This is a genomic window from Campylobacter sp. RM9334 (genome assembly GCF_020138145.1).
Lineage (GTDB): Bacteria > Campylobacterota > Campylobacteria > Campylobacterales > Campylobacteraceae > Campylobacter_E.
Window position 1 is genome coordinate 14,656 of the sequence record NZ_JACGAX010000003.1, and the last position, 23,508, is coordinate 38,163.

At 26.0% G+C, this 23,508-nt stretch carries 24 protein-coding genes and 1 pseudogene; 15 read left to right on the forward strand and 10 right to left on the reverse strand.

Annotated features, from left to right (window positions below):
* From AVBRAN9334_RS01935 to AVBRAN9334_RS01960, 6 genes are all read right to left on the reverse strand, one after another.
* Positions 1–1,155, reverse strand: coding sequence for a murein hydrolase activator EnvC family protein (locus AVBRAN9334_RS01935; RefSeq protein ID WP_214116538.1), 1,155 nt, complete (start codon positions 1,153–1,155; stop codon positions 1–3).
* Positions 1,152–1,958, reverse strand: a complete 807-nt coding sequence (locus AVBRAN9334_RS01940) for an ABC transporter permease (protein ID WP_214116540.1) — start codon at positions 1,956–1,958, stop codon at positions 1,152–1,154. Before AVBRAN9334_RS01940 ends, AVBRAN9334_RS01935 begins: the two co-directional genes overlap by 4 nt.
* Complete coding sequence (locus AVBRAN9334_RS01945; RefSeq protein WP_214120129.1) at positions 1,945–2,622, reverse strand: cell division ATP-binding protein FtsE; 678 nt, start codon at positions 2,620–2,622, stop codon at positions 1,945–1,947. Before AVBRAN9334_RS01945 ends, AVBRAN9334_RS01940 begins: the two co-directional genes overlap by 14 nt.
* Positions 2,619–3,752, reverse strand: a complete 1,134-nt coding sequence (gene trmB, locus AVBRAN9334_RS01950) for a tRNA (guanosine(46)-N7)-methyltransferase TrmB (RefSeq protein ID WP_336606877.1) — start codon at positions 3,750–3,752, stop codon at positions 2,619–2,621. The genes AVBRAN9334_RS01945 and trmB overlap by 4 nt, the downstream gene beginning before the upstream one ends.
* The gene (locus AVBRAN9334_RS01955) at positions 3,752–4,951 is read right to left on the reverse strand and encodes a fibronectin type III domain-containing protein (protein ID WP_336606878.1); all 1,200 of its coding nucleotides are present in this window, start codon (positions 4,949–4,951) and stop codon (positions 3,752–3,754) included. Before AVBRAN9334_RS01955 ends, trmB begins: the two co-directional genes overlap by 1 nt.
* Positions 4,952–5,013: 62 nt before the next feature.
* Positions 5,014–6,003 (reverse strand): RluA family pseudouridine synthase, encoded by a 990-nt coding sequence (locus AVBRAN9334_RS01960; protein ID WP_336606879.1) that lies wholly within the window; start codon positions 6,001–6,003, stop codon positions 5,014–5,016.
* A gap of 52 nt (positions 6,004–6,055) precedes the next feature.
* Here AVBRAN9334_RS01960 and AVBRAN9334_RS01965 point away from each other — a divergent pair, with 52 nt between their 5' ends.
* On the forward strand, positions 6,056–7,171 hold the full coding sequence (locus tag AVBRAN9334_RS01965) for an FtsW/RodA/SpoVE family cell cycle protein (RefSeq protein ID WP_214116552.1): 1,116 nt from the start codon (positions 6,056–6,058) through the stop codon (positions 7,169–7,171).
* Positions 7,172–7,199: 28 nt separating this feature from the next.
* Here the strand turns inward: AVBRAN9334_RS01965 and AVBRAN9334_RS01970 are convergent.
* Positions 7,200–7,397, reverse strand: a pseudogene (locus AVBRAN9334_RS01970) (Rdx family protein); the annotation flags it as partial.
* Between the two features lie 163 nt (positions 7,398–7,560).
* Between AVBRAN9334_RS01970 and AVBRAN9334_RS01975 the strand changes: the two are divergent.
* The 10 genes from AVBRAN9334_RS01975 to AVBRAN9334_RS02020 are packed head-to-tail and all read left to right on the forward strand — an operon-like array spanning position 7,561 to position 15,533.
* A complete protein-coding gene (locus AVBRAN9334_RS01975) occupies positions 7,561–7,971 on the forward strand; it encodes a Fur family transcriptional regulator (RefSeq protein WP_214116554.1) in 411 nt (136 codons plus the stop codon).
* Between the two features lie 33 nt (positions 7,972–8,004).
* Positions 8,005–8,808, forward strand: coding sequence for a hypothetical protein (locus AVBRAN9334_RS01980; RefSeq protein ID WP_214116557.1), 804 nt, complete (start codon positions 8,005–8,007; stop codon positions 8,806–8,808).
* 2 nt (positions 8,809–8,810) lie between these two features.
* The gene (gene ubiE / locus AVBRAN9334_RS01985) at positions 8,811–9,512 is read left to right on the forward strand and encodes a bifunctional demethylmenaquinone methyltransferase/2-methoxy-6-polyprenyl-1,4-benzoquinol methylase UbiE (RefSeq protein ID WP_336606880.1); all 702 of its coding nucleotides are present in this window, start codon (positions 8,811–8,813) and stop codon (positions 9,510–9,512) included.
* Positions 9,499–11,028 carry an exodeoxyribonuclease VII large subunit gene (gene xseA, locus AVBRAN9334_RS01990; protein WP_336606881.1) on the forward strand — a complete coding sequence of 510 codons (1,530 nt, stop codon included), beginning with the start codon at positions 9,499–9,501 and terminating at the stop codon, positions 11,026–11,028. Before ubiE ends, xseA begins: the two co-directional genes overlap by 14 nt.
* 2 nt (positions 11,029–11,030) lie before the next feature.
* Entirely contained in the window at positions 11,031–12,107 is a 1,077-nt protein-coding gene (gene serC, locus AVBRAN9334_RS01995) for a 3-phosphoserine/phosphohydroxythreonine transaminase (protein ID WP_214116563.1), read from the forward strand.
* Positions 12,104–12,808, forward strand: a complete 705-nt coding sequence (locus AVBRAN9334_RS02000; RefSeq protein WP_336606882.1) for a type II secretion system protein — start codon at positions 12,104–12,106, stop codon at positions 12,806–12,808. The genes serC and AVBRAN9334_RS02000 overlap by 4 nt, the downstream gene beginning before the upstream one ends.
* Before the next feature lie 8 nt (positions 12,809–12,816).
* Positions 12,817–13,752: a prepilin-type N-terminal cleavage/methylation domain-containing protein gene (locus AVBRAN9334_RS02005; RefSeq protein WP_336606883.1), complete on the forward strand. Its 936-nt coding sequence runs from the start codon at positions 12,817–12,819 to the stop codon at positions 13,750–13,752.
* Positions 13,749–14,177, forward strand: a complete 429-nt coding sequence (locus AVBRAN9334_RS02010; RefSeq protein ID WP_214150038.1) for a hypothetical protein — start codon at positions 13,749–13,751, stop codon at positions 14,175–14,177. Before AVBRAN9334_RS02005 ends, AVBRAN9334_RS02010 begins: the two co-directional genes overlap by 4 nt.
* A gap of 10 nt (positions 14,178–14,187) precedes the next feature.
* Positions 14,188–15,186, forward strand: a complete 999-nt coding sequence (gene hypE / locus AVBRAN9334_RS02015) for a hydrogenase expression/formation protein HypE (RefSeq protein ID WP_336606884.1) — start codon at positions 14,188–14,190, stop codon at positions 15,184–15,186.
* Complete coding sequence (locus AVBRAN9334_RS02020; protein WP_336606885.1) at positions 15,186–15,533, forward strand: hydrogenase maturation nickel metallochaperone HypA/HybF; 348 nt, start codon at positions 15,186–15,188, stop codon at positions 15,531–15,533. Before hypE ends, AVBRAN9334_RS02020 begins: the two co-directional genes overlap by 1 nt.
* A 2-nt stretch (positions 15,534–15,535) precedes the next feature.
* Here the strand turns inward: AVBRAN9334_RS02020 and AVBRAN9334_RS02025 are convergent, their stop codons facing one another.
* Genes AVBRAN9334_RS02025 through rsmH form a run of 3 tightly spaced genes read right to left on the reverse strand, consistent with a single transcriptional unit; the run spans position 15,536 to position 18,694 of the window.
* On the reverse strand, positions 15,536–17,500 hold the full coding sequence (locus AVBRAN9334_RS02025; protein WP_214116576.1) for an FUSC family protein: 1,965 nt from the start codon (positions 17,498–17,500) through the stop codon (positions 15,536–15,538).
* Positions 17,487–17,789, reverse strand: coding sequence for a hypothetical protein (locus tag AVBRAN9334_RS02030; protein WP_214116578.1), 303 nt, complete (start codon positions 17,787–17,789; stop codon positions 17,487–17,489). The genes AVBRAN9334_RS02025 and AVBRAN9334_RS02030 overlap by 14 nt, the downstream gene beginning before the upstream one ends.
* Positions 17,789–18,694, reverse strand: coding sequence for a 16S rRNA (cytosine(1402)-N(4))-methyltransferase RsmH (gene rsmH, locus AVBRAN9334_RS02035; protein ID WP_214150036.1), 906 nt, complete (start codon positions 18,692–18,694; stop codon positions 17,789–17,791). The genes AVBRAN9334_RS02030 and rsmH overlap by 1 nt, the downstream gene beginning before the upstream one ends.
* A gap of 64 nt (positions 18,695–18,758) precedes the next feature.
* On the opposite strand from rsmH, the gene AVBRAN9334_RS02040 reads away from it, so the two are divergent.
* The 4 genes from AVBRAN9334_RS02040 (at position 18,759) to ftsZ (ending at position 23,402) form a co-directional block, all read left to right on the forward strand.
* Complete coding sequence (locus tag AVBRAN9334_RS02040) at positions 18,759–19,256, forward strand: hypothetical protein (protein WP_214116582.1); 498 nt, start codon at positions 18,759–18,761, stop codon at positions 19,254–19,256.
* Between the two features lie 67 nt (positions 19,257–19,323).
* On the forward strand, positions 19,324–20,799 hold the full coding sequence (locus AVBRAN9334_RS02045; RefSeq protein WP_336606886.1) for a SurA N-terminal domain-containing protein: 1,476 nt from the start codon (positions 19,324–19,326) through the stop codon (positions 20,797–20,799).
* Positions 20,796–22,214 carry a cell division protein FtsA gene (gene ftsA / locus AVBRAN9334_RS02050; RefSeq protein WP_214116587.1) on the forward strand — a complete coding sequence of 473 codons (1,419 nt, stop codon included), beginning with the start codon at positions 20,796–20,798 and terminating at the stop codon, positions 22,212–22,214. Before AVBRAN9334_RS02045 ends, ftsA begins: the two co-directional genes overlap by 4 nt.
* A gap of 3 nt (positions 22,215–22,217) precedes the next feature.
* A complete protein-coding gene (gene ftsZ / locus AVBRAN9334_RS02055; protein WP_214116589.1) occupies positions 22,218–23,402 on the forward strand; it encodes a cell division protein FtsZ in 1,185 nt (394 codons plus the stop codon).
* Positions 23,403–23,508 lie beyond the last annotated feature (106 nt).

Consider the following 23,508-nt stretch of genomic DNA (forward strand, 5'->3'; position numbering starts at 1 on the left):
TTAATTGTTGATTAGTTCTAACGGATTTATGTGGTAGTTTTTTTGTGTAACTTCAAAAGTTAAATCCCTTTCAACTTTTCCAACAATGTTTCCTTTTTTTAATACTTCTCCAACCTTTGCAAGTTTGCTAAATTTTGATAAGTGAGCGTATATTGTGTGAATTCCATTTGCGTGTTCAACAATTACAACCTTATCAAGGACTGCAGTATCATTTGCAAAAACTACTTTTCCATCAAATACTACTCTTACATTGGCATCAGGCGTATTTGAGCGTAGCACTACATTTTCATTAAATATTTTTAATTTATATATAGGGTCTATGTAATCTCCAAATTTTTGTTTTACACTAAAATCAACCAAAGGTGCTATAGTTTTTGCTCCTGTATATTTTGCTACCTTTCCATCATAACTTAAGGTATCAGAATGTTTTACTTGTGTAGTTTGACTTGATTTTTTATTTGATTTTTCATTTTCTATGATTTTTAACTTAGCCAAAGTTGCTCTAATTTCATCTTGTTGTTTTTGTAAATTTGTTAGGCGTTGTTTATATATTTTTTCATCTTGTTTTTGTTTAGAAATTAAATTCTCTTGGCGTTTTTTAAGTTCGCTTAATTCTTTTGCTTGTTTTTTATAATTATCAATATTTACATTCATTTCACTAATTTTTTTTTGCTTATAATCAATTTGCTGTTGTGTTCTTGCATAATCTTTTGAAATTTTATAAAGCTCATTATTCAAAACTTCAGAAAGTGTATTTAATACTTCAATAGAAACTATACTCATTGAGCTATCAATTAAATCTTTTGGTGCTATTAAATCATACGAAAAATCCTTAGCAATTATTTCAACTAATTTAGCACCTAATTTCTCTTTATCTTTCATTAGCTCTTTATTTTGTGTGATAAATGTATTTAATTCTCCATTTTGAGCATTTACAAGTTCTTGTAATTCTGCTGTTATATTTGAAGTTTTTTTAACTTTTTCATTTATTTCTTTTAATTTTTGTTCCCCTTCAATTATTTCACTTGCCAAATCTTCTAATTTTTTTGATATTTGTTCTTTTTCATTTTGAGTTTGCTCTAGTTTTTTTGTGTTGTTTTCTATTTGATTTGCAAACAAACTTAAGCTAAACAAAACTATTAGAAGTTTTTTCATTGTCTTTTTACCTTAAACATTACAATCATTATACATAGTAATGAAGCTAGTAAAGAATAAGAGCTTACTTCAATTAAACTAGGTAAAAAATCAATTTGCGGTAAATCTATATCAAGTTTTGCTAAAAATTCTTTTATATAAGAGATATTATTAAAATTAATAAAAAACGCAAATAATAAAGCAAAACAAATTATATTATCTACAAATACAATCTTAAGCATTGGTGCAGCTCTTTGGAAGAAATTTGCCCCAAATAAATTAAGAATATAAATTCTATTTTCGTGCTCGTATTTAAAAATTTTTATTTGTTTTATAAATAAAGCAATAGATAATATGCTTATGCAAATTAAACATATATAAGAGATTAATTTTATAATATTTAATAGTTTATATATTTTAATGTGTGTTTTTGAGAATGTTTCTACTTTTAAAACATTTGGTATTTTTAATAGTTGTTTTTTGATTTGATTTATTTCGTTTTCATTAATAAATTTAGTAAAGCTAATATTATAAAATTTCGGTAGTTTTGATTTTAAGGTATTTAAATTAGCATTTGTTATATCTTTTTTTAATTTATTAAGAATTTCACTAGGGTCTAATTCATTAATACTTGAAAAATACTCAATATTAGCTAAATCAACTGCTTGAATTTCAAGCTCGCTTACTAATACTACGCTGTAATCTTTATTTAATTTGGTTTCATAATCTTTTATTAATTCATCAATAAAAAAGGCAAATTGAAAACAAAAACATATAATAAAAAGTGGAAAAATAAAACTAATATGTGTTTTAAATAAATTCATTCAAAACCCCATTTTCTATATTTAAATGTCTATAATTAAAATCAATTCTAGGTGGAATTTGATGAGTTACTGCGATAATGCAAGCATTGAATGTGTTTCTAGCAGCATTTAGTAATTGCCAAATAATATCAGCTGAATGAATATCAAGATTTCCTGTTGGCTCATCACAAATTATTATTTTAGGATTGTGTATGATTGCTCTTGCAAGGGCTATTCTTTGCTGCTCTCCGCCACTTAATTCTAAAGGCATTTTTTTAGCTTTATGCTGAAGTTTTGTGTATTTTAATAACACATCTACATGCTTGCTGATTTGTTCATTTTTAACGCCAGCTATTTTTAAAGGTAATGCTATATTATCGCTTACATTTAGCTCGTTAATTAGCTTGTAATCTTGAAAAATTATTCCTAATTTTCTTCTAAGTTTTAACAATTCAGCATTGCTAATATTTCCCATATTTTTAAACAAAACATGCAAATCCCCACTAAATTCGCTAAATTCTCCAAAAAAACTTTTAAGCAATGTTGTTTTTCCGCTACCACTTTTACCGGTGATAAATATAAAATCACCTTCATTAGCACTAAAATTTATATTATGCAATACTATTTCATTATTGTAGGCTAGAGTTAAATTATTGGCATTTATTAAAGTAGCATTGCTTTTCATTGTAAAAACTCTTTTAATTTAATAAATGCTTTTAAATTTAAAGTATTTGGGCAAAAGTCGTGAAACAAAAACTCAAATTCTTCATTTTCTTTACATAACAAATAAGAGCTACTTGGTGTGTCAAATCCACCATAAGCTATTTGAATGATTTTTGCATTATCACATTCATAAATTCTTGATATTTTTAAGAAAAAATCTTCATCAATATGTTTTATAAAATTAAGTTTATTAAAATCAATTTTGAAATTAATTTTTTGATTTATGATTTCTTGATTTAAATTCTTTTTATTTCTCACATAGCAAACAAAATCATATATATCTTTATTCATTTTAAGCCAACGGCTTTCGTATTTACTTATTATCCTTGCGTCCTTATTTTTAAAATAATCATAGTCTAAATCAGAAAAAATATTTTTTGTATATTCTGCATACATTAAACTATCGCTTCTTAATTCAAAAAATCCATTTTCTTTTAATACTCTTTCGCACTCGCTTTTAAATTCATTTGATACAACTCTTCTATAAGGAGCGTCGTCCCAAGGCACAGGAAAATGCAAATATATTCCATTTAAACAACTATTATTTAATTCTTTTATAGCTATTCTTGCATCAAAATCTAATAAATATATATTATTTAAATCTTTAGCTAATTTACTTACTTGAATAAGACTAGGTTTATGAATTTCTATTCCAATATAAGTATTTTGAGGATTATTTTTTGCTTGATATAGCAAATGTCTTCCTGAACCAAAACCAATCTCTAAATAAACATTATTTAATGAATTAATTAATTCTTTAAAGTCCTTAGGAGATGATATGACATTACTTGCTAATTCTTTAAATTTATTATAATGATATGCTTTTGATATGATTTCATCACAAAATGTTTTTTCAAATACTTCTAAGGCTTTTTGCATTAAGGCTAAGTCGGTAATTTTTGTTAATTTATCAATTTTTACTACAAATTCATTATTTTTTTCGTTAAGTTCTATAAAAAAACTAGAATTATTAATATTAGTATAAACTAAAGTTTTGCCTAATTGTGTTTTTGTTTTAAATTTAAATTCAACCTCTCCAACACTAATTGGCAAGGTTAAATTCTTTATATATTTTGCTTTAAAATTTGGCATTATTTAACACTCAATTTTGAACTAGGTTTTGATTCTATTCCAAATTCATCAACGCCAATTATTTGATAAACATCTCCAGGCATATATGTAGTATCTACATAATAATCATTTTGTATTCCGTTTGCAACTTCTGTTGAATTTTTAATAAGTTTATAGGTTTTTATACGATTATCCGTGCTAATCCATTTTATTTTTAGTGTATTTTCATTTTGTAATTCAAATCCTGTAAGAGCAGGAGTTTTAGGTTTATCAAGGCTCATTCCAACTACATTTACGCCAGTTTTTGCACTCTCAAGTCCGTCTTTATCTATCATAGTTACATAATAATATCTGCTTACTCCATCATCTCCTATATTATCCTCATAGCTATTTTCTGTAGTTGTAGCTAGCTCAAAAAATGGTAATAAAGATGCTTTTGAATAATATATTTTATAATGAGAAAAGTCTTCATATTTAGGAGCGTCCCAAGTAAGAATTATTTTTTTAGGTAGGTTTGTGGTTACATTGATATTTACAATTTGTGGTGGTAAAACTTTACTAATTGCTTCAACTTCAGCACTAGCATCACTTTCAACTCCGTTATAAGTTAGTGCAGTTACTTTGTATTTAGCATATAGATTTGCTTTAACTTCGTCTAAATATTCAGCACTTAAGCGATTATTAATAGTTGCTACTTTATACCACTTATCAGAATTAGCGTCTTGTTTATAAATATTATATTTTACAACTCTTGAATCAGTATGCGGTCTCCAAATTATTTTGATTTTATTAGGAAGTCCTGCTATTGCTTGAATAAATGTAACTGGTTCAATTTTTCCTATAGTTTTTACATTTATAGTAGATAGTTTTGAATTACCTTCTTTATTAAAAGTTACGAAAGTATAAGCATAGCTAGTATCAGGATTTAAATTATTATCAGAATAATGAGTTGCATATCTATCATTTATAGTAGCGATTAGTTTGTCTTTTGCATTTTCATCATTTAGCTCTTTTCTATAAATCTTATAACCATCTATATTTTGATCATATATAGGGTCCCACTCAAATCCTATTTCTCTCATACCTTGAAGAGTTCTTATATTATTTACCATAGTAAGATTATCAATCGGAGCAATTTCACTAAGACTTGTTGTGCTAGAGCACGCATTAAAACCTATAATAAAAGCCGTAAATAAACTTATTTTAATAATTTTCTTCATATTTTGCCTTTCGTGTAAAGATTTAATTATACTAAGTATGAATAATGATTTATAAGCATATCCTATTCCAAATTATTACTAAATTGATTTAATAAATTATGAGCTAGATTTAAGTCAAGTTTTATATCTTTAAAATCTTTAATAGCTTCATTAAAACTCAAACAATTACTTGAATAAAATTCCATAAAATTATTTGTTATTGGGTGGGTGTAATTTATATAAAATGAATGTAGCATTAATCTATTTGCTTTATTTTTACTGCTCTCATCAGCATAAATACTATCTCCTAAAATATATCTATTTACACTTGCTAGATGGGTTCTTATTTGATGAGTTCTACCGCTTTCTAATTTTGCTGAAATTAAAGCTTTATCGTTTGTATTTGCAAGATTTATAAAATGAGTTCTAGCCCATTTGCCCCATCTATCTTCATTTAAGCCGTATTTTTTAATACATTCATCTTTGCTTAAAGATTGCATTTTTAATCTATTATTCTCATTTCTTTTTATATATTTTTCTATATGATTTTGATTTATTGTGTGGTTTGTAACTGCTAGATAAATTCTATTGACTTCTCTATTTTTAATCTGATTTGCTAAGCTAAAATATGCTTCATTGCTTTTAGCTACTAGCATAACTCCGCTAGTATCTTTATCAAGTCTATGCACTATTCCTGCTCTTATTTTGCCGTTAATATCAGCTAGTTTATAATTTCTCTCAAGTAGCCATTCTACTAATGATGCTTCTTTTAAAGAAGAGCAGCCGTGAGTTGCTACATTATTTGGCTTATTTACTACTAGCATATACTCATCTTCATACAGAATTTCTACATCAAAATTAGCTTCATATTTAATATTTATATCTTTTATATCAGGGTAATTAATCTCTATTTCATCATTTATATTTAGTTTATATGAGTTTTTAATTACTTTATTATTTACTAATACATTTTGATTTTTTATTAGATTAGAAATTTGTGAGCGACTTTGTCCTAAAACTTTAGCTAAATATATATCAATTCTTTCAATTTCACTTGCTACAATCTTACTCAATATTAACCTTTTTAAATCATATTCATAAACAAATTTAGCAAAAGGTTGTAAATTGATAAAACTAGATGGTAAAATTTTAACCCACTTTGATTTTATATTGCCATTGCTCGTATTTCCAATAATAATTTTTTCATTTTTATTAATGAATGAGGCGAATGAAGTTTTAGCGCATAAACAAATTATATATGTGATTGTAGGGTTTTTTGCTTTTTTTATATTTTTTTTATTACCCATTAAAAAAATTGAATGGCTTATTCCTTTTTTTTACTGGTTTTGCATAGGTTTATTATTATTAGTTGATGTTTTAGGGGCTACTAAATTAGGAGCTACTAGATGGCTTGAAATTCCTTTTACAAGATTTACAATTCAGCCTAGTGAGATTTTTAAACCTGCATTTTTATTAATGCTTGCTTATTTAATTAGACACAATCCTCCACCTGATGATGGATATAGATTTAAAGATTTTTGCAAAATTAGTTTTTATATAATTTTACCTTTTGTTCTTATTAAAAGTGAGCCTGACTTAGGTTCTGCTTTAATTATTTTAATAGTTGGCTATGTTACATTGTTTTTAGTGGGTATTCATCATAAAATTATTTTAACAGGGGCATTATTACTTGGAATTTGTATGCCAATAGCTCCTATTGTCTATGATAATTTAAATGATTACCAAAAGAAAAGAATTACTGATTTTTTAAGTGAAAAACCAAGTTATCAAGTAAGACAAAGTATGATAGCAATAGGAAGTGGTGGAATAAATGGTAAAAGCAAAGATGATGCTACTCAAACTCATTTTAAATTCTTACCAATTAGCACGAGTGATTTTATTTTTGCATATACTATTGAAAGATACGGATTTTTAGGTGCTTGCTTGCTTTTAGGATTATATTTATTACTGATTTTGCATTTGCTAAGCTTTAATAAAAAGCTTAAAAAAGATTATTTTGCTAAAACTTTTACATCAGCTCTATCCATATTAATATTTATTTATGTTGGGGTTAATGTATCTATGACTATAGGGTTTGCTCCTGTTGTTGGAGTGCCACTGCCGTTTTTTAGCTATGGTGGAAGTTCTTTTGTAACTTTTATGATACTTTTTGGAATATATGAAAATTTATTATCATTTAGGTTTGACCCTGATTATAAATTAGTAAGAATTGATTTGTAATTAAAGAATTTAAAATTAAATTCTTTAATTATCTATAGGCTTTAATAAGTGAATTAATCTCATTAATATGTGGAAATCTTTTGCTATCACAACCTATTAATTCATTTTTTGAATATATTTTCTCATTATCACAAATAACTATAAAATCGCCTTTACTTCCTATTTCAAATTCTACTTCTATTCCTTGAAATTCACCAATTAATTCATCTGCAACCCTTGCAGCTTGTGGTTCATATTTTCAAGCATTACAATAAATGATTTTCGCTTTCATTTTTTCTCCTTACAAAAATATTACAAATTTAAAATAACTTAATTAATGACTAGAAATATTAAGTTATTTATAGTATTCTTTCGCATTTAATAAAAAATATTATTTGGTAAAGGTAAATATGAAGTTTTTAGAGATTTTAAAGGATAGAAAGCTAAAAGCAACTCCGCAAAGAATAAGCATTTTAAAAGTTTTATCAAAACACGAACACCCTAGTATTGATGAATTATACGAGCAAATAAAGGTTGAATATCCTGCAATTTCACTTGCTACTGTTTATAAAAATCTTAGCACTATGATTGATGAGGGTTTAGTAGTTGAGATTTCAATCCCTAATGATAAATCAAAATACGATATATATGAATACGAACATATTCATTTGGTTTGTAATAATTGTAAAAGTGTTTTTGATTTAGATAAAGTTAAGGCTGGACTTGATAAATATCAACAAACTTTACAAACTAAGTTAGATAATCCTATAGAAAGTATTAAAATTACAGCGTTTTTGGCTACTTGTTCAAATTGCAAATAATATAAGTTAAAATAAGATAAAAAAGGAGTTTAGGTGAGTATTTTAAAACACTTTCTCTTTTTTACCTTAGAGAGTAATTTAGAGTTTAAAAAGCTTAAAGATAGTTTTTGTTTATTTGAAAATAGTCTTTATAAACTTGATATAATTGATAGCAATTTACATTTTTTAAAAGCTAATTTATCAAGAGCTGACATAGAATATCATACGAGTGAGCTTAGCTTAAATGAAGTAAAAAGTAAAAGTTTAAAATACAAAAGAGCCATCACTCAAGGCAAGATGATAGAACAATTTAATAATTTTTATATCTGCACTTTATTTGATGAAAATTCTCAAGATGGACTTAGTTTTAGTGAATATGAAAGATTAAAAATATTTTTAACTTATGGGCTTAAATCAAGGGATTTAAGCATTAGCATAGGACTTGCTTTAAGGATATATTTGTTTTATTTGAGTATTAATTCTAAACAAGAGATAATAAAAGAAATTCTTAATTTATTCTCTTTTATTTACGAAGAAAATATAATAAAAACTATCAATAAAAATGATAATTTTTATGATAATTTATCTTGTATTATTTTAGATGAAAATAATTTTTATACCACAAATTGTGCTAAGGTCAATTTTGTAAAAATCTTTTCAAAAGTTTTAAGAAAAGAAGCTATAAAAGTATTAAGATTTAATGAAAGTTGCGAAAAATTAATAATATTGCTTGAATTTTTAAGCTTTTTTAAAACTCATAAAAAATTAGATTTTCAAGAAAAATTAGCAAAAAATAAAAGCGTTAAAAAAATAGCTAGAAAAATTAGTAAAATAGCTAGAACTTATTATTTAGGATAAATATGCAAAAACAAGAAAAAATAGTAGAAATGTTTAATGAAATAGCTCCAAGCTATGATAAAGCTAATAAGGTTTTAAGTTTTGGTATCGATGCAAAATGGAGATTTGATGCGATTAGTAAGGTTAAAGATTTTCTTAATTTAAATTCTAATTTAAATATAGCTGATATTGCTTGTGGGACAGGCGATATGTGTGTTTTGCTAAGTAAAATTCCAAATGCAAAGGTTGTAGGGATTGACCCAAGTAGTGGAATGCTAGAAGTGGCTAAAAAGCGTCATTTAGAAATTGATTTTAAATTAGGCTATGCAAATAATTTGCCATTAGATAATGAAAGCGTAGATTTAATTACTATTAGTTATGGTTTTAGAAATGTGGTTGAAAAAGATGAAGCATTAGAAGAATTTAAAAGAGTGCTAAAGCCTAATGGAATGCTTTTAGTATTAGAGTTTTTTAAAAGAGAAAAGGGCGGTATAATAGGATTTTTCCGTGATTTTTATCTAAAAAAAATATTACCTATAATAGGTGGAATTTTAAGCAAAAACAAAGCAGCTTATGAATATTTACCTAATTCTATTGATGATTTTTACTCAAATGATGAATTTAAAGATAAATTAAAAGAGCATAATTTTGATTTAAAACTTTTCAAAACTTATAGTTTTGGAGTTAGTTCATTGTTTATAGCGAGTAAAAATGTTAGCAAATAAACTAGAAAAAACATATTTTAGTGTAAGCGAAATCAATAATCTTGCTAAAAATAATTTAGAAAGCACTTTTTTAAATATCGCAATTCAAGGAGAAGTTAGCAAGATTACAAATCATACTTCAGGGCATTGGTATTTTACTATTAAAGATGAGTTATCAAGCCTTGATTGCACTATGTTTTCAAGTTATAACAAAGGTAAGGCTAATTTAATAGTAGGCAATAAAATAATAGCCATTGGAAAACTTACCATATATCCTGCTAGTGGAAAGTATCAACTAAACTGCACTGATTATGAATTAGCCGATGGATTGGGTAAATTACAAGCAGCTTTTAATGAGCTTTATAAGAAATTAAAAGATGAAGGCTTGTTTTTAGATATTTATAAAAAACAAATTCCAAAAAATATTAAAAAAATTGCAGTAATTACAGCTATTAATTCAGCTGCTGCTAAAGATATTTTAAGAGTTTATGAAAACAACGAAGCTTATTTAATAAAATTAGTGTTTTTTGATAGTTTAATGCAAGGAGAAAATGCTAGTAAAAGAGTAGTTGAGTGTATTAAAAAGGCTAATGAATTTGATTTTGATATTATATTAATAGCTCGTGGCGGTGGTAGTAAAGAAGATTTATTTTGCTTTAACGATGAAGCTTTAGTAAGACAAATCGTAGCATCTAAAATCCCAATAATTACGGGTTTAGGACACGAAATAGATACTCATTTAAGTGATTTAGCAGCTAGTAAATATTATGCAACCCCAACTGCGGCTATGCAAAGCTTGGTTTATAATAAGTTTGATAGAATGCTAGATTTAGATAATTTGCAAAATTATTTTAATTTAACTATTAAAAAACATTTGGATAAAAAAGAGCAAAATTATTTATATTTAGCAAGTAAATTTTCTAAAAAAGAAGTGAATTTTAAATTTAATTCATATAAAAATAATCTTTTAAATAAAAAGACTTTATTTCAAAATAAGCTAAAAAATATTTTAAAACAAAATGAGCTAATTTTAAATAATCAAAAAACTATTTTAAATAATAATTTTCATAAAGCCTTAGAAAATAAAGAAAAGCTTTATAATATTTATGAAAATAAGATAAATATCACAAAGCTTAAAAGCAATATTTCAAGTATGCAATTTAGTCTAAATCAATATGAAAAACTAGCAAAGCAATCATTTAATAAGGCTATTTTAAATAAAAATCAATCTTTAAATGATTTTATAAAGAGTAAAAATATCATTGATTTTAAAATAAAACTAGCAAAAGACAAACTAGAAAATCAAAAAATATTATTAAATAACAGCTTTAAACCTAAATTTAAAGAAAAATATGTAAAAATAAACAATTATCAAAAGATTTTAAGCACTCATCAATCATTCTTAGAAAGCATTAAAGAATATGCTAGAGTTATGAAAGATAATAAAGGCATAAAACTTAGTGCTTTAAAAGAAGGCGATGAAATCACGCTAAAATCAATTGATTGTGTAAAAATAGCAAAGATTATAAAGGAGTAAAAATGAGACAATACAATTTTAGTGCAGGACCATCTGAATTACCATTAGAGGTTTTAAAAGAAATTCAAGAAGAATTATTAAGTTATAAAAATAACGGCTTTTCTATTATGGAAATTAGTCATCGCTCAAGTTATTATGAGCAAATGCACAATGACGCTATTAAAGATGCAAAAGAGCTTTATGGAATAAATGATGATTATGAAGTAATTTTCGTTCAAGGTGGTGCTACTATGCAATTTAGCTTATTGGCTATGAATTTTAGCCTAGATAATAAGCCTTGTGAATACATTGATACTGATGTATGGACGCAAAAAGCTTGTGAAGAAGCTATCTTAGCTGGAGTAAATGCAAAAATCGTAGCTAGTTCAAAAGATAGTAAATATAATTATATTCCAAAAATTGCTTTAAATAATGATAGTTCTTATACTTATATTTGTTCAAACAACACGGTGCATGGAACTCAATATAAGCAACTTCCTATTTCAAATTCTCCTTTGATTGTTGATGCTAGTTCGGACTTTTTTTCTAAGAAATTAGACTTTTCAAATATAGGTGTTTTATATGGTGGAGTTCAAAAAAATGCTGGTATAGCAGGATTTGCATGTTTAATTATTAGAAAAGACTTATTAGAACGCAGTAAAAATAAAACTATGCCTAAAATGTTTAATTACAACACTTATGCAGATAATAATTCTTTATTTAATACTCCGCCTACATTTGCTATTTATGTATATGCAAAAATTATGAAATGGATTAAAGCTAAAGGCGGACTTGATGCAATTAATCAAGAAAATGAAATAAAAGCTAAATATCTTTATGATATTATTGATAATAGTAATTTTTACAAAGCTTATGTAAATAATGATGATAGATCAGTTATGAATGTTTGCTTTACTACAGGAAATGATGAATTAGACTTAGAATTTTGGAGTAAAGCTGCTAAAGAACACAATATGCTAGGTTTAAAAGGTCATAAAAAACTTGGCGGATTAAGAGCTAGTATTTATAATAGTGCTAGTTTAGAAAAAGTTAAAATTTTAGGCGAATATATGAAAGAATACGAAAGGGTTCGTGGATGAAAAAAGGCTTTTCATTAATTGAGCTTATATTTTCTATGGTTGTAATTGGAATTAGCTTAGCAGCTATTCCAAAAATAGTTAATGCTAGTTTAGAAGGCGATGAGATAGGTTATAAACAAGAATATTTTTATGAAGTAAAAGAGCTTTATGGACTTATTAGAAATCTACCTTATGATAATTCTAATATAGCTTATGATGAATACAAAACCAATAGCTTATTATCTCAATATATATTAACTCCTGCTTTACAAGGTAAGATAACTTATAAAGTTGATGAGTTAAATCAAATTAATATTAATTCAAGATATTATGCTACTTCATCAGGAAGTGCTGCAAATATCAATAATATTTCTATAAATAATCAAAAAAATGTAAGCTTTTCTAATGTTTTAGGTCAAAAGATAAATTATATATATGGTAAGTATTCAAAAATAGATTCATCTTATAAATTTGGTTTTAAAACCCCTATTGATTGTGCTATATCAACAAATAGTATATGTGGAGATATAGGCGGGACTAGCACAATGTATGTAGGTCAAATGCAGATTTTAGATGGAGCTAATCCTATTGTATCATTTGATGTATTTTTTAATAAATTTGGAAGATTAGATAGTATTTATAGCCAATATGCAATGAAGACTAGTGATACCACTTGGGATAGCACTAATGAAGCAAAATTAAAAAATTATTTAAGTTTATAAGGAAGTAGATGAAAAAGGCTTTTACGATAATAGAATTAATTGTTGTTATTGTTATTTTAGGAATAATTGCAGGGCTTGGTATTGAGATTATTAAATTTTCTTACGATAACGAACAAAGAGTTAGAGCATTAAATGAACTTGAGCTTAAATCTCAAGCTACTATGGACTTTTTAACAACACACCTAAACAATGCCATTAAAAATAGCTTTAGACTTAAAAAAGCTGAAAATTCTGAATGTGTAAATTCTGTAACTGATTGTAAGTTTGTTTTTAATATTGAAGATGATTCTTTAAAGAATGATTTTAAGATTTTTGAATGGGCTAGAATTGCTATTATTGATAAAAAGCATAATAAATGGGACGGGCTTAATGAAACTAAAAGTGTTGTTCATGCAGCTGTAAATGATAAAGCAAGTTGCTATGATGGAACAAATTATTTTAATTGTTTTTCTCATAAGCAAAAAGGTATTAATACTAAAATTATTAATTCGTATTCTTTAGGAGATAAGTTAGGCGTATATTTTTTAGGGGATAATATAGCAACTTCAACTTCTTTTATGGAAAAAGATTTGTATGATTTAGAAATAGCTGAAAGAAATGTTGGTAGTGGTAAGAAAGAAGATTATGCAAAAATTGAACTAAAACTAAGTGATAAGATTTTTACAATTAGTAATGTATATGTATTAGTTGATAAGATTGAAGGTATTAAGTTTGAAGATGGTGAATTAAAATATTATAGTTATGATTTTAAAGATAAAAAACCAAATTTCGCAACAAATACCATTGATAAAGTAACACTTGTAAATAATGTTAGTGATTTTATTATTAGTAATAATAACGGCGTTACTAAAATTAAATTATGCTTAGAAGTAAATGATTTGCCAGGTAGTTTTATTACTAAAAAGACAAGCCTTAAAGTTTGCAAAAGTGGGGTAATAATATGAAAAAATCAGGTTTTAGTATGATAACTGCTATTATATTTATTATTTTAGTAAGCGTTGTTGGAGTTTTAACCTTGCAATCATCAAAAAGCACCGTATCATTTGCAGCTAGAGCTTATCTTAAAGAGCAAGTTGAACTTATAATGGACGGAGCTAGAGCAAAGGCATTAAGTAGATGGTTTGAATCAGGTGATCCTATAGTTAATTCAGGTATTATGTCAAACGCAAAAATAACCGAGAATTACTATTATCCTAGTAATAGTGATAGAAAATATTTAATCACAATAGAATATACAAAAGTTGATAGTTCTAAAGCGTTAAAATTTGATAAAAACACCGTTTTAGCAAGAATTAGTGTTGAGACAGGAGAAGCTTTATCAAAAGTAGCAAAAATTAGATTAGTAAGAGATTACACAATAGGAAATTAAAGGAAATATTATGCAAAAGCAAGTTTTATTAAGCTATGGTGGTGGCGGAGATGAGATGAATGAGTTTTTAAATAATTTTATTTTAAAACATATTCAAGCTGATAATTCTCAAGGACTTAGCGAAGATGCTGCTGTTTGTGATGGTTTTTCTAAAATTGCTTTTTCAACTGATTCTTTTGTGCTTGACCCAATTTTTATTAATGGTGCAAATATAGGTAAAATCGCAGCTTGTGGTTCTATAAATGATGTTTTGATGATGGGAGCAAAGCCTAAATATCTTACTTTAGGTCTTATTTTAGAAGAAGGTTTTTTACTTGATGATTTAGCAAAAATATTAAATGATTTATCAAATACTGCAAAAGAATTTGAAGTAGGAATTAAGTGTGGGGATTTAAAGGTAGTTCCTAAGGGTAAGGCTGATAAGATATATATAAATACAACTTGTATAGGCGATGCAAATGGATTTATTAATAATAATAAAATTAGCACAAAAAGTATTAAAGAAGGCGACGCTATTATAGTAAGTGGTGATTTAGGAAGGCATGGAGCTTGTGTAATGGCTTCTAGATTTGGTTTTAACTACGATATTATGAGTGATGCAAAATGTTTATATAGTGAAGTAAGAGATATTTTAAAATACGATATAAAATGTCTAAGAGACGCTACTCGTGGTGGTTTATCTAGCGTGTTAAATGAATTAGCAAAATCAAGTGGCTTGGAATTTATAATCAATGAAAGTGATGTTAGTATAAGTGATGGGGTTTTAGGGCTTTGTGAATTATTAGGATTTGATGCTTTAGAATTAGCTAATGAAGGAACATTTGTTTGTATTTGTTCTAAAGAAGATGCGCAAAATGTATTAAAAGAATTAAAAAAATATAATGATTTTGCAAATATAATAGGTGTAGTGCATAAGTCAAAAAGCCCATCAGTAAAGCTTAATAATAGCTATGGTGGAAGTAGGATTTTACAAATGCCAAAAGGCGAATTATTGCCAAGGATTTGCTAATGCATGAAATGGCAATTGTTAATAATCTTTTAGATGAGTGTGAAAGAATTAAAATAAATAATAAAGCTACAAAAATTACTAGAGTAAGAGTTAGCATAGGTAGACTTAGTGGGGTTGAAGAGCATTATTTTAAAGAAGCTTTCAATGCTTTTACTAGCGATAATAATTCAAGTTATTACAATGCTAAATTAGAAGTAGTTTTAAAAGAACTTGAACTTTTTTGTAAAGATTGCAATTGTAGTTTTATTCAAAATAAAAATGAGTTTTGTTGTAAAAATTGCTCTAGTAATAATGTTGAGATTAAAAGTGGCGATGAATTATTATTAGAGCAAGTTGAATTAGAGTAATTTTAGTTATCAATTAGGTATTTATATACTATATCTTGGCGTTTTGAGATTTGGTTTATAAAATACTTAATTCTCTCATCGTTTGTTAGAATTTTATCATCTATTTCATCGTAAAAATAATAAGGCAAGTCATTACTTATATTTTCCATCATTTTAAATCTAGTGATTAAAATTCCAATATCTGATTGTTCTTTTAATTGAATTTTATTATATTTTGAATATAAATACTCATTTAATGATATACATAAGTTATTCATTTCCAAAACTGCTTCTAGTAGTCTAATTTGCTCAATTTTATTATGTTTGTTTCTGCTTTCATATAAAAGGTTTTTAAGGCTTTTAATATTTAATAAAATTTTATTTTCATAATTTAAATAATCTTCTTTTTTAATAACAGCACTTAAGAAGTTTTTAAGATTATTTATTGCGTCTTTTAAAGTAGGTTTTATATCATCTTCGCTTTTGCTAGGCCAAAGATACGAAAAGGTATAAACTATAAAAAATGCTACAATAAAATCAATTAATCTATATACAAGTAATCTTTCATAATCAAGTCCTAAACTCGCAAATAAAATAGCAAGATTTAGCATAATAAAAATAGTTGCTATAAAATATGGAAAATGCTTAAAATATATACAAGCAAAATATGATAAAAATAGCACTACAAAAATTAATTTTGAATGTATTGAAAAAATAATTAAAAGTCCTAATGCAAAGCCTATGAGTGCTGCATAAATGGTTTCTTTATTATTAATTGTAGTTGAATTGATAGTTTCTTTAAACATTGTAAAAACACCCATCGCTATCCAAATTCCGTGGTCAATTTTGAAAAATAATGCTAAAAATAATGAAAACGAAGTTGCTAATGCAACTTTTATTGAGAATTTAAAATACTTATTATCAAAATGAAACTTTTCTAAAATAGTTTTAATTGTGATTTTTTTATCTTTTGGTTTTAAGGTTAATTGTTTTGCTCCACCTTGTTTAAATAATTCAAGCTTGTAATAAAGAACTTCTACTAAGGTGCATAATATTGGTAAGGTATTTAATTGTTTTAATCTATCAAGGCAAAATGATTTGAGATTGACTTTTTCATCTTTAAATATCTTTTTTAATTCTTCAAGATTAAAAATAATTTCATTTTGAATATTTTTTATATGAGCATTTTTTGAATTTTGTTTAAAAAATGTCCTTAGTGAAAATAAAGCAAGTGCTATTTCTTCACACTTTAGCAAATAAAACATAGCCATTTCTTGGTGTCTTATAAGGCTTGAATCTTTTATATTTACTGATTTACTTTCAAAAAGTCTTTTAAATTCATTAATCCTTGTTACGAATAAATTTTGCCACATTTCATATTTGCTATTTGTCATATTTTCACTCATATAAATCAAATCATTTAAAAGCATTATAAAACTTCTTCTAGTAAATCCACCATAAGTATAAAATGCAAATGTTCTAAAAATAGTTGCTACGCAAGAGCCAATTAATGTCGCATAAAATACTTCTAAAGAATCAAAATTATTTAGACTAGCACTAATTAACATAGCCATAACAAGTAAGGTTGCATATATGCCAACTTTTAGTGCGTCTTGTGAAATTGCACCTGCAAAAATAACAGCGAAAATCCAAATAAAACTAGGAATTGCCATAAAAAAATCAAGTTTGATTAAATAAGGAACTACTAGAGCAAAAAAACAACCAAAAAAAGTAAAAGCTAGCAAATATAATATTTTCTTAGTTCCTACCGAATTAAGATTGTTCATATAAAATATAAAAACACAAGATAAAACACTAAAAATAGTATAGTTTTCGTGAATTGTAAAATAGCTTATGATTAAGCAAATAGCAAGTCCAACGCAAGCTTTCATAGCGTATAGTAATGAAAAATTACTAGGGTCGTATTTATGAAAATACACTTTTAATTTTTGATACGAATTAATAAAATATTGTTTATTTAGTTCCATATTGCACTTCAAAATAATTTGTAATTTTATTTTTAAATTGTAAAGCTTCTATTTTTCTTTTAAGCTCTTTATTTTCTTCGCTTAATACTTCTCTTTTATCTTTTAATTGAGCATAAACTTTACTTGATTCATAGAGTTGAAGTCTAACCCAAACTAAGCTAATTGATATAATCATTATTATAAAAAATAATAATATTAGCCTTTTGTTAAAACCTAAAATAGAATAATCTTGGTATTTATTTATTAGTAATTCTTCTTTTTCTTCTGTACTTGTTCTTATGTTTTTCATTATTTTAAATAAAACGCTCTAAGTTTTGCACAACTTGACCTAGAATTATATTTTATTTCTTCTTTGCTAGGTTCAATTGGTTTTTTAGTAATAATTTTTCCTAAGGAATGGTTATTACCACATTCACATCTAATTGCAAATTCATCACAAATGCAATTATTTGCCCATTTTTTAAAAGTGTCTTTTACTATTTTATCTTCTAAAGAATGAAAAGTAATTATACAAATTAGACAATTTTTAAATTCTTTTAGTTGCTCTAAAAATCTTTTAAGCACTCCTAATTCATCATTTACTTCAATTCTAATTGCTTGAAATATTAAAGTTTTTAGGCTTACACTACGATTGTTTAACTTTGCATTTCCTATTATTTTACTAAGTTCTTTGCAAGAGTTAATAGGTCTATTTTTGATAATATTTGAAGCTATATCAGAAGCTAGTTTTTCTGGTAATTCTGCGTAATTTTTAAAAATTTCACTTAGTTGCTTGTTAGTATAGGTATTAATTAGAGTTTTTGCATCAAAATCTTTATTTTTATCCATTCTCATATCTAATTCACTAGAATCAAAAGAAAACCCCCTATCATCTTTATCTAATTGCAAACTAGATACTCCAATATCTGCTAATACACCTTTAATTTCATTTTTGTTATTAATGAAAGAAAATATATTTTCATAATTTGTTTTATAAATTTGAATATCTACATTAAATTCTTTTAATTTTTCTTTAGAATAATTGATGGCTTCTATATCTTGGTCACACGCTATTAGATTTAGTTTATTATTATTTTTTAATATAGCACTAGCGTGTCCTGCATAGCCCAAAGTCGCGTCAAGATAATAACCATTATCTAAATCTTTAAATAATTTAACTACTTCATCTTTTAAAACGGGAATATGAATTTGCAAATGCTTACCTTGTAATTTAATATTGTATATATAATAAATAAAACTTTTTAACAAGGATATAATAATGTTTGCTGAAATCAAAAAATACGCAAAAATAATGTATGAAAAAGACTTTATATATGGACTTAATGGTTCTATATCTTCAAGATTTGAAGATAATGCGTTTTTAATAAACAAAAATACAATATTTAATGATGATAATTCATTCTTTATTAAATTATTATTAAATGAAAATTATAAACAATATGATGCTTGTAAATATGTAAAATTACATTCAAAAATATATAATTCTTTTTCACAAGCTAAAGTGATAGCCGTAGTTTGCACTAAAGATATAATGAAAATATGCAATGGTTCAAGTTTGAAATATCAAAATCAAAATATTTTTATAGAAAATGAATTAATTTTGCAAGATATGAATGTTTTAATAGATAAATTAAGAAAAAATAAATCTAATTTTTTAATGATAAAGAATTTTGGATTATTGATTTTTGATAGAGATTTTAATGGTTTATTTTCTAAAATTTTTGATATAGATTTGCAGGCTAAAATTTCTTTATAAATTAAATCTTTGTTAATGCTTATAAGATAGGATTTTTCTTTAAAAACACTTGAAATTAGGATAAATAATGATTACTTGGATGCAGCGTCATAAAAAATATTTAGTTGTTACAATTTGGATTAGCGTTATAGCATTTGTTGGTGCAGGAACTGTTGGTTGGGGTAGTGTAGATTTAAATAGTTCAAGAAGCAAATATGTAGCAAAAGTAGGAAATTTAGGCGTAACACATAAAGAATTTAATGATAAATATAGCGAATTATTTTATATTCAAAATCAATTATCTAATGGTGAATTAACAGAAGAACAAGCGTTAAAATTAGGACTGGATAAACAAGCATTAGTGGAATTAATAAGAGAAAAATTATTATTAAATTATGCTTATGATTTGGGATTTTATGCTAGTGAAGAAGAAGTTGTAAAAACAATAGCTAGCTATGAGTTATTTAATAAAAGTGAAGAAGATAAAACATTTGATAAAAGTAAATATTTAACATATTTGAAAAATTTAAGAATGAGTGAAGCAGATTTTGCTAATCAAATCAAAAATAAATTAGAAATTTCTAAATTATTAAAATTACTAGTAGTTCCAGCAAACAAAGAAGAATTAGAAATCGCAAATGCTAGTTTAAATATGCAAGATGAGATAAATTTAAAAATTATAGATTTGTCTAAAGAAGAAGATAAAATCAAATTAAGCGAAGATGAATTAAAGTCTTATTGGCAAGAACATAAAGATGAATATAAAACTGAACTATCATATGATTATTCTGTATATACATTAAATCCTAATTTAGACAATTTAATTGAAAGTGATATGAAAGCTTATTGGGAAAATAATAAATTTAATTATAAAGATGAAGAAGGCAAAATTAAAGAATATGAACTAGCATTAAATAATGTTAAGATAGATTTTGCTTTAAGTTTATTAGAAAAAGAAGCTAAACTTGATTACATTAAGTTAAAAAATAATGAAATTAAATTCCAATCAACTACAAATCAAAATGCTTATTCTGAATTAGTTTTACAAAATAAAGATTTAAAAGTAGGTGAAATGAGTAAGCCTTTTATTATGGATAATAAATATTACATAGTAAGACTTGATAAAATAAATCAGCCAACTGCTTTAGAATTTGAAAAAGCTAAAATGATGGTAGAAGAAGATTTAAGAGAATTAAAATTTAAAGAATTATTGTCAAATACAGGTGAAGAAGAATTAAAAAAAGATAAAATTAATGGCAAAAATATAGGTTTTATATCTAAAGTTTCTAAAAATAATACCGATTTAACGGATACAGAATTTTTTACATTTGTGAGCGAGTTATTTTTGAAAAATACTAAAAAATCTTATGTGCTTTTAAATGATAAAGTATTAGTATATGAAATACTTTCTCAAAAATTAGTTGATAATACAAGTGAAAAGAATAATACTGATTTAAGTAATGAGTTGAAAAATATTAATTTTACTCTTATGCTTGATGATTTAATAAAAGAATTAGATAAGCGTTATGAAATTAAAAATTATTATAAAGGTAGTGAATTTTGAATATTTTAGCTATTGATCTTGGTTCTAGTTTAATAAAAGTAGCTATTGTTAGTTTTGATGGGGAAGGTATCAAAGTAGTTAGTGTTGCTAATACACAAACTTACGGAATTAAATCTGGAAAAATTACAAGCATTAATGACGCAAGTAATTCCATTAAAAAAGCAGTAAATAAGGTTAAGGAAAATTTAAGTATTAATATAGATAAAATTGCTGTTTCTGTTAGTGGAGCTTATACAAATTCTGTAACCGGATATGCTGACATAAGGCTAGATGCTAATGGCTCGGCAATTACGATTAAGGATATAGAAAAAGCAATTAATGCTGCTAGAACATCTGCAGATATTCATAGCGATCAAATTCCAATTCATATACTGCCTTATAGATTTAGAGCGAATAATACTGATAATATTGAAGATCCACTTGGTATGATGGCTTCAAGCTTTAGATTGGAAGCTAATATTATTACTATGAATAAAAATGATTATGAAAATATAAAGCAAATATTATCAAATGCTGATATAAAAAACTATGTTTTAGTATCTTCTATATATGCTAATTCAATTTATTGTTTAAATAACGATGAAAGAGAAAATGGTGTTGCTATCATTGATTGTGGTTCGCAAGTATGTGATATTGCAATATATGCTTATAATTCAATTATATGGATGTATTATTTTCCTTTTGGTTCTTGGCATATTACAAGCGATATTGCTAAATATCTTACCGCTAGCAATGAGGTTGCAGATAAAATTAAATTACAATTTTCTTTATTTAAAGATGAAGAAAATAGCACTCATGTAGAATATTACAAAACCGGTTCTCAAACTCTTGATAGAGTATCTGTTGAATCAGTTTCAAAGTGTGTAAATATGAGACTTACAGAAATGCTTGAATGTATATATGCTAGCATAGATGATAGTCCTTATGAGAAATTTTTCTCAAGAGTAGTTTTAACTGGAGGTTGTTTTAAAATAGACAATATGGCTGAAAGAGCAACTCCTAAATTTAACAATAAAGCCGTAAGAACCGTTATAGAAAAAAATAGCGTATTTTATGGGGATAATGAGATTTTTACTATGCCTGAATATACATGTTTATTAGGCCTATGTATGTATTCTTGTGGTTTTCATACTAAATATGAGCTTAATTCTAGTGGTGTTTTATTAACTAGACAAAAAACCACAGAATTAGAAAAAATCATAGATTTTTCGGTAGATAAAGAAATAGAAACTAAAAACAATACTTCTTATTACACAAATATAGATGTTAAGGAACAAAAATTGCTTAAGATTGAAAAAAATGACAAAGATGAAGTATTAGAGTCATTAAAGATTAGTTCTAATGAAGAAAAATCTGAAGGCGTTTTTGCTAAATCTTGGAAGAAAGTTTGTGCTTATATAGAAAGGATATTTTAAGAAATGGATTTTGATATTTTAGGTGATAATATAGATTTTAAAGTAATGGAGAGTGAAATGGATTGCGGCGTTAAGATAAAAGTAATTGGTGTTGGTGGAGCAGGTGGAAATATGATAAATCATATTGTAGAAACTTGTGCTAGTTCTTTAAAAGTTGATATTTCTAATGTAGATATTATGATTGCAAATACTGATATTCAAGATATAAATAGGTCAAAAGCAAACATTAAAATACAATTAGGACCAAAGAAGACAAATGGTCGTGGAGCTGGTGCAAATCCTGAAATAGGTAGAATTTCAGCTGAAGAAGTTGAAGATGAAATTAAAGAACGCTTAGCAGGAACAGAATTATTATTTATCGCCGAAGGTCTAGGCGGTGGAACTGGCACTGGTGCAGGTCCAGTGATTGCTAAAATTGCAAAATCTTTAGGCATACTTGTTGTTTCTGTTGCTACATTCCCATTTAGTTACGAAAAAGCTAGAATTAAAGCTGCTGAAAAAGGATTAGAAGAGCTAAAAAAAGAAAGCGATTGCGTTATATTAATCCAAAATGATAAGTTAAAATTAGTAGTTCCAAAAACTTTAAATACTAGAGAAGCTAACAAATTTGCTAATGATGTTTTAGTAAATGCTGTAACCGGCATAATTAAAATGTTATTAATTGAAGCTGATACTAATATAGATTTTGCAGATGTTACTTCTGTTATGAGCCATCGTGGAACAGCACTTATGGGAATGGGAAGAGCTGAAGGTGAAAATGCTATTAAAGAAGCGTATGCAAATGCAATTGATTCTCCATTATTAGAAAATTATACAACTAACCTACAAGATGCTAAAGCTATGATAGTATTTTTTAGCTATGGTGAAAATATTCCTTTCTTCCAACTTGTTGAGACAATGGAAGAGATTTCAAATTCTAGTAACGAAGATTTAAATGTATTCTGCGGACATGTATTAGATACTAGCTTGCCAGCTGATGCTGTTGAAGTTACTATTATAGCTACAGGTTTTGATGAAACAAGAGCACAAAAAGCTAAAATTGAGCAAGAGAGCAAAAAGCGTGAAGAAGAGTTAAGCTATAAAATAGTTCAACCTGAAATGCAAAAAGTAAGTGGCGGAACAATAAAAGTAGATTATAAAACTAGAGATTTTAACGAACCTGCATTCGTTAGAAATGGTCAAGATTAATATAAAAAATTGGCTTAAAATGTTGCTATAATTTTATTTATGGGGGACAAAATATCCCCCAAATGTCCCCGCAATATTTTTTGCATATATTATTTAAAAAGATTTT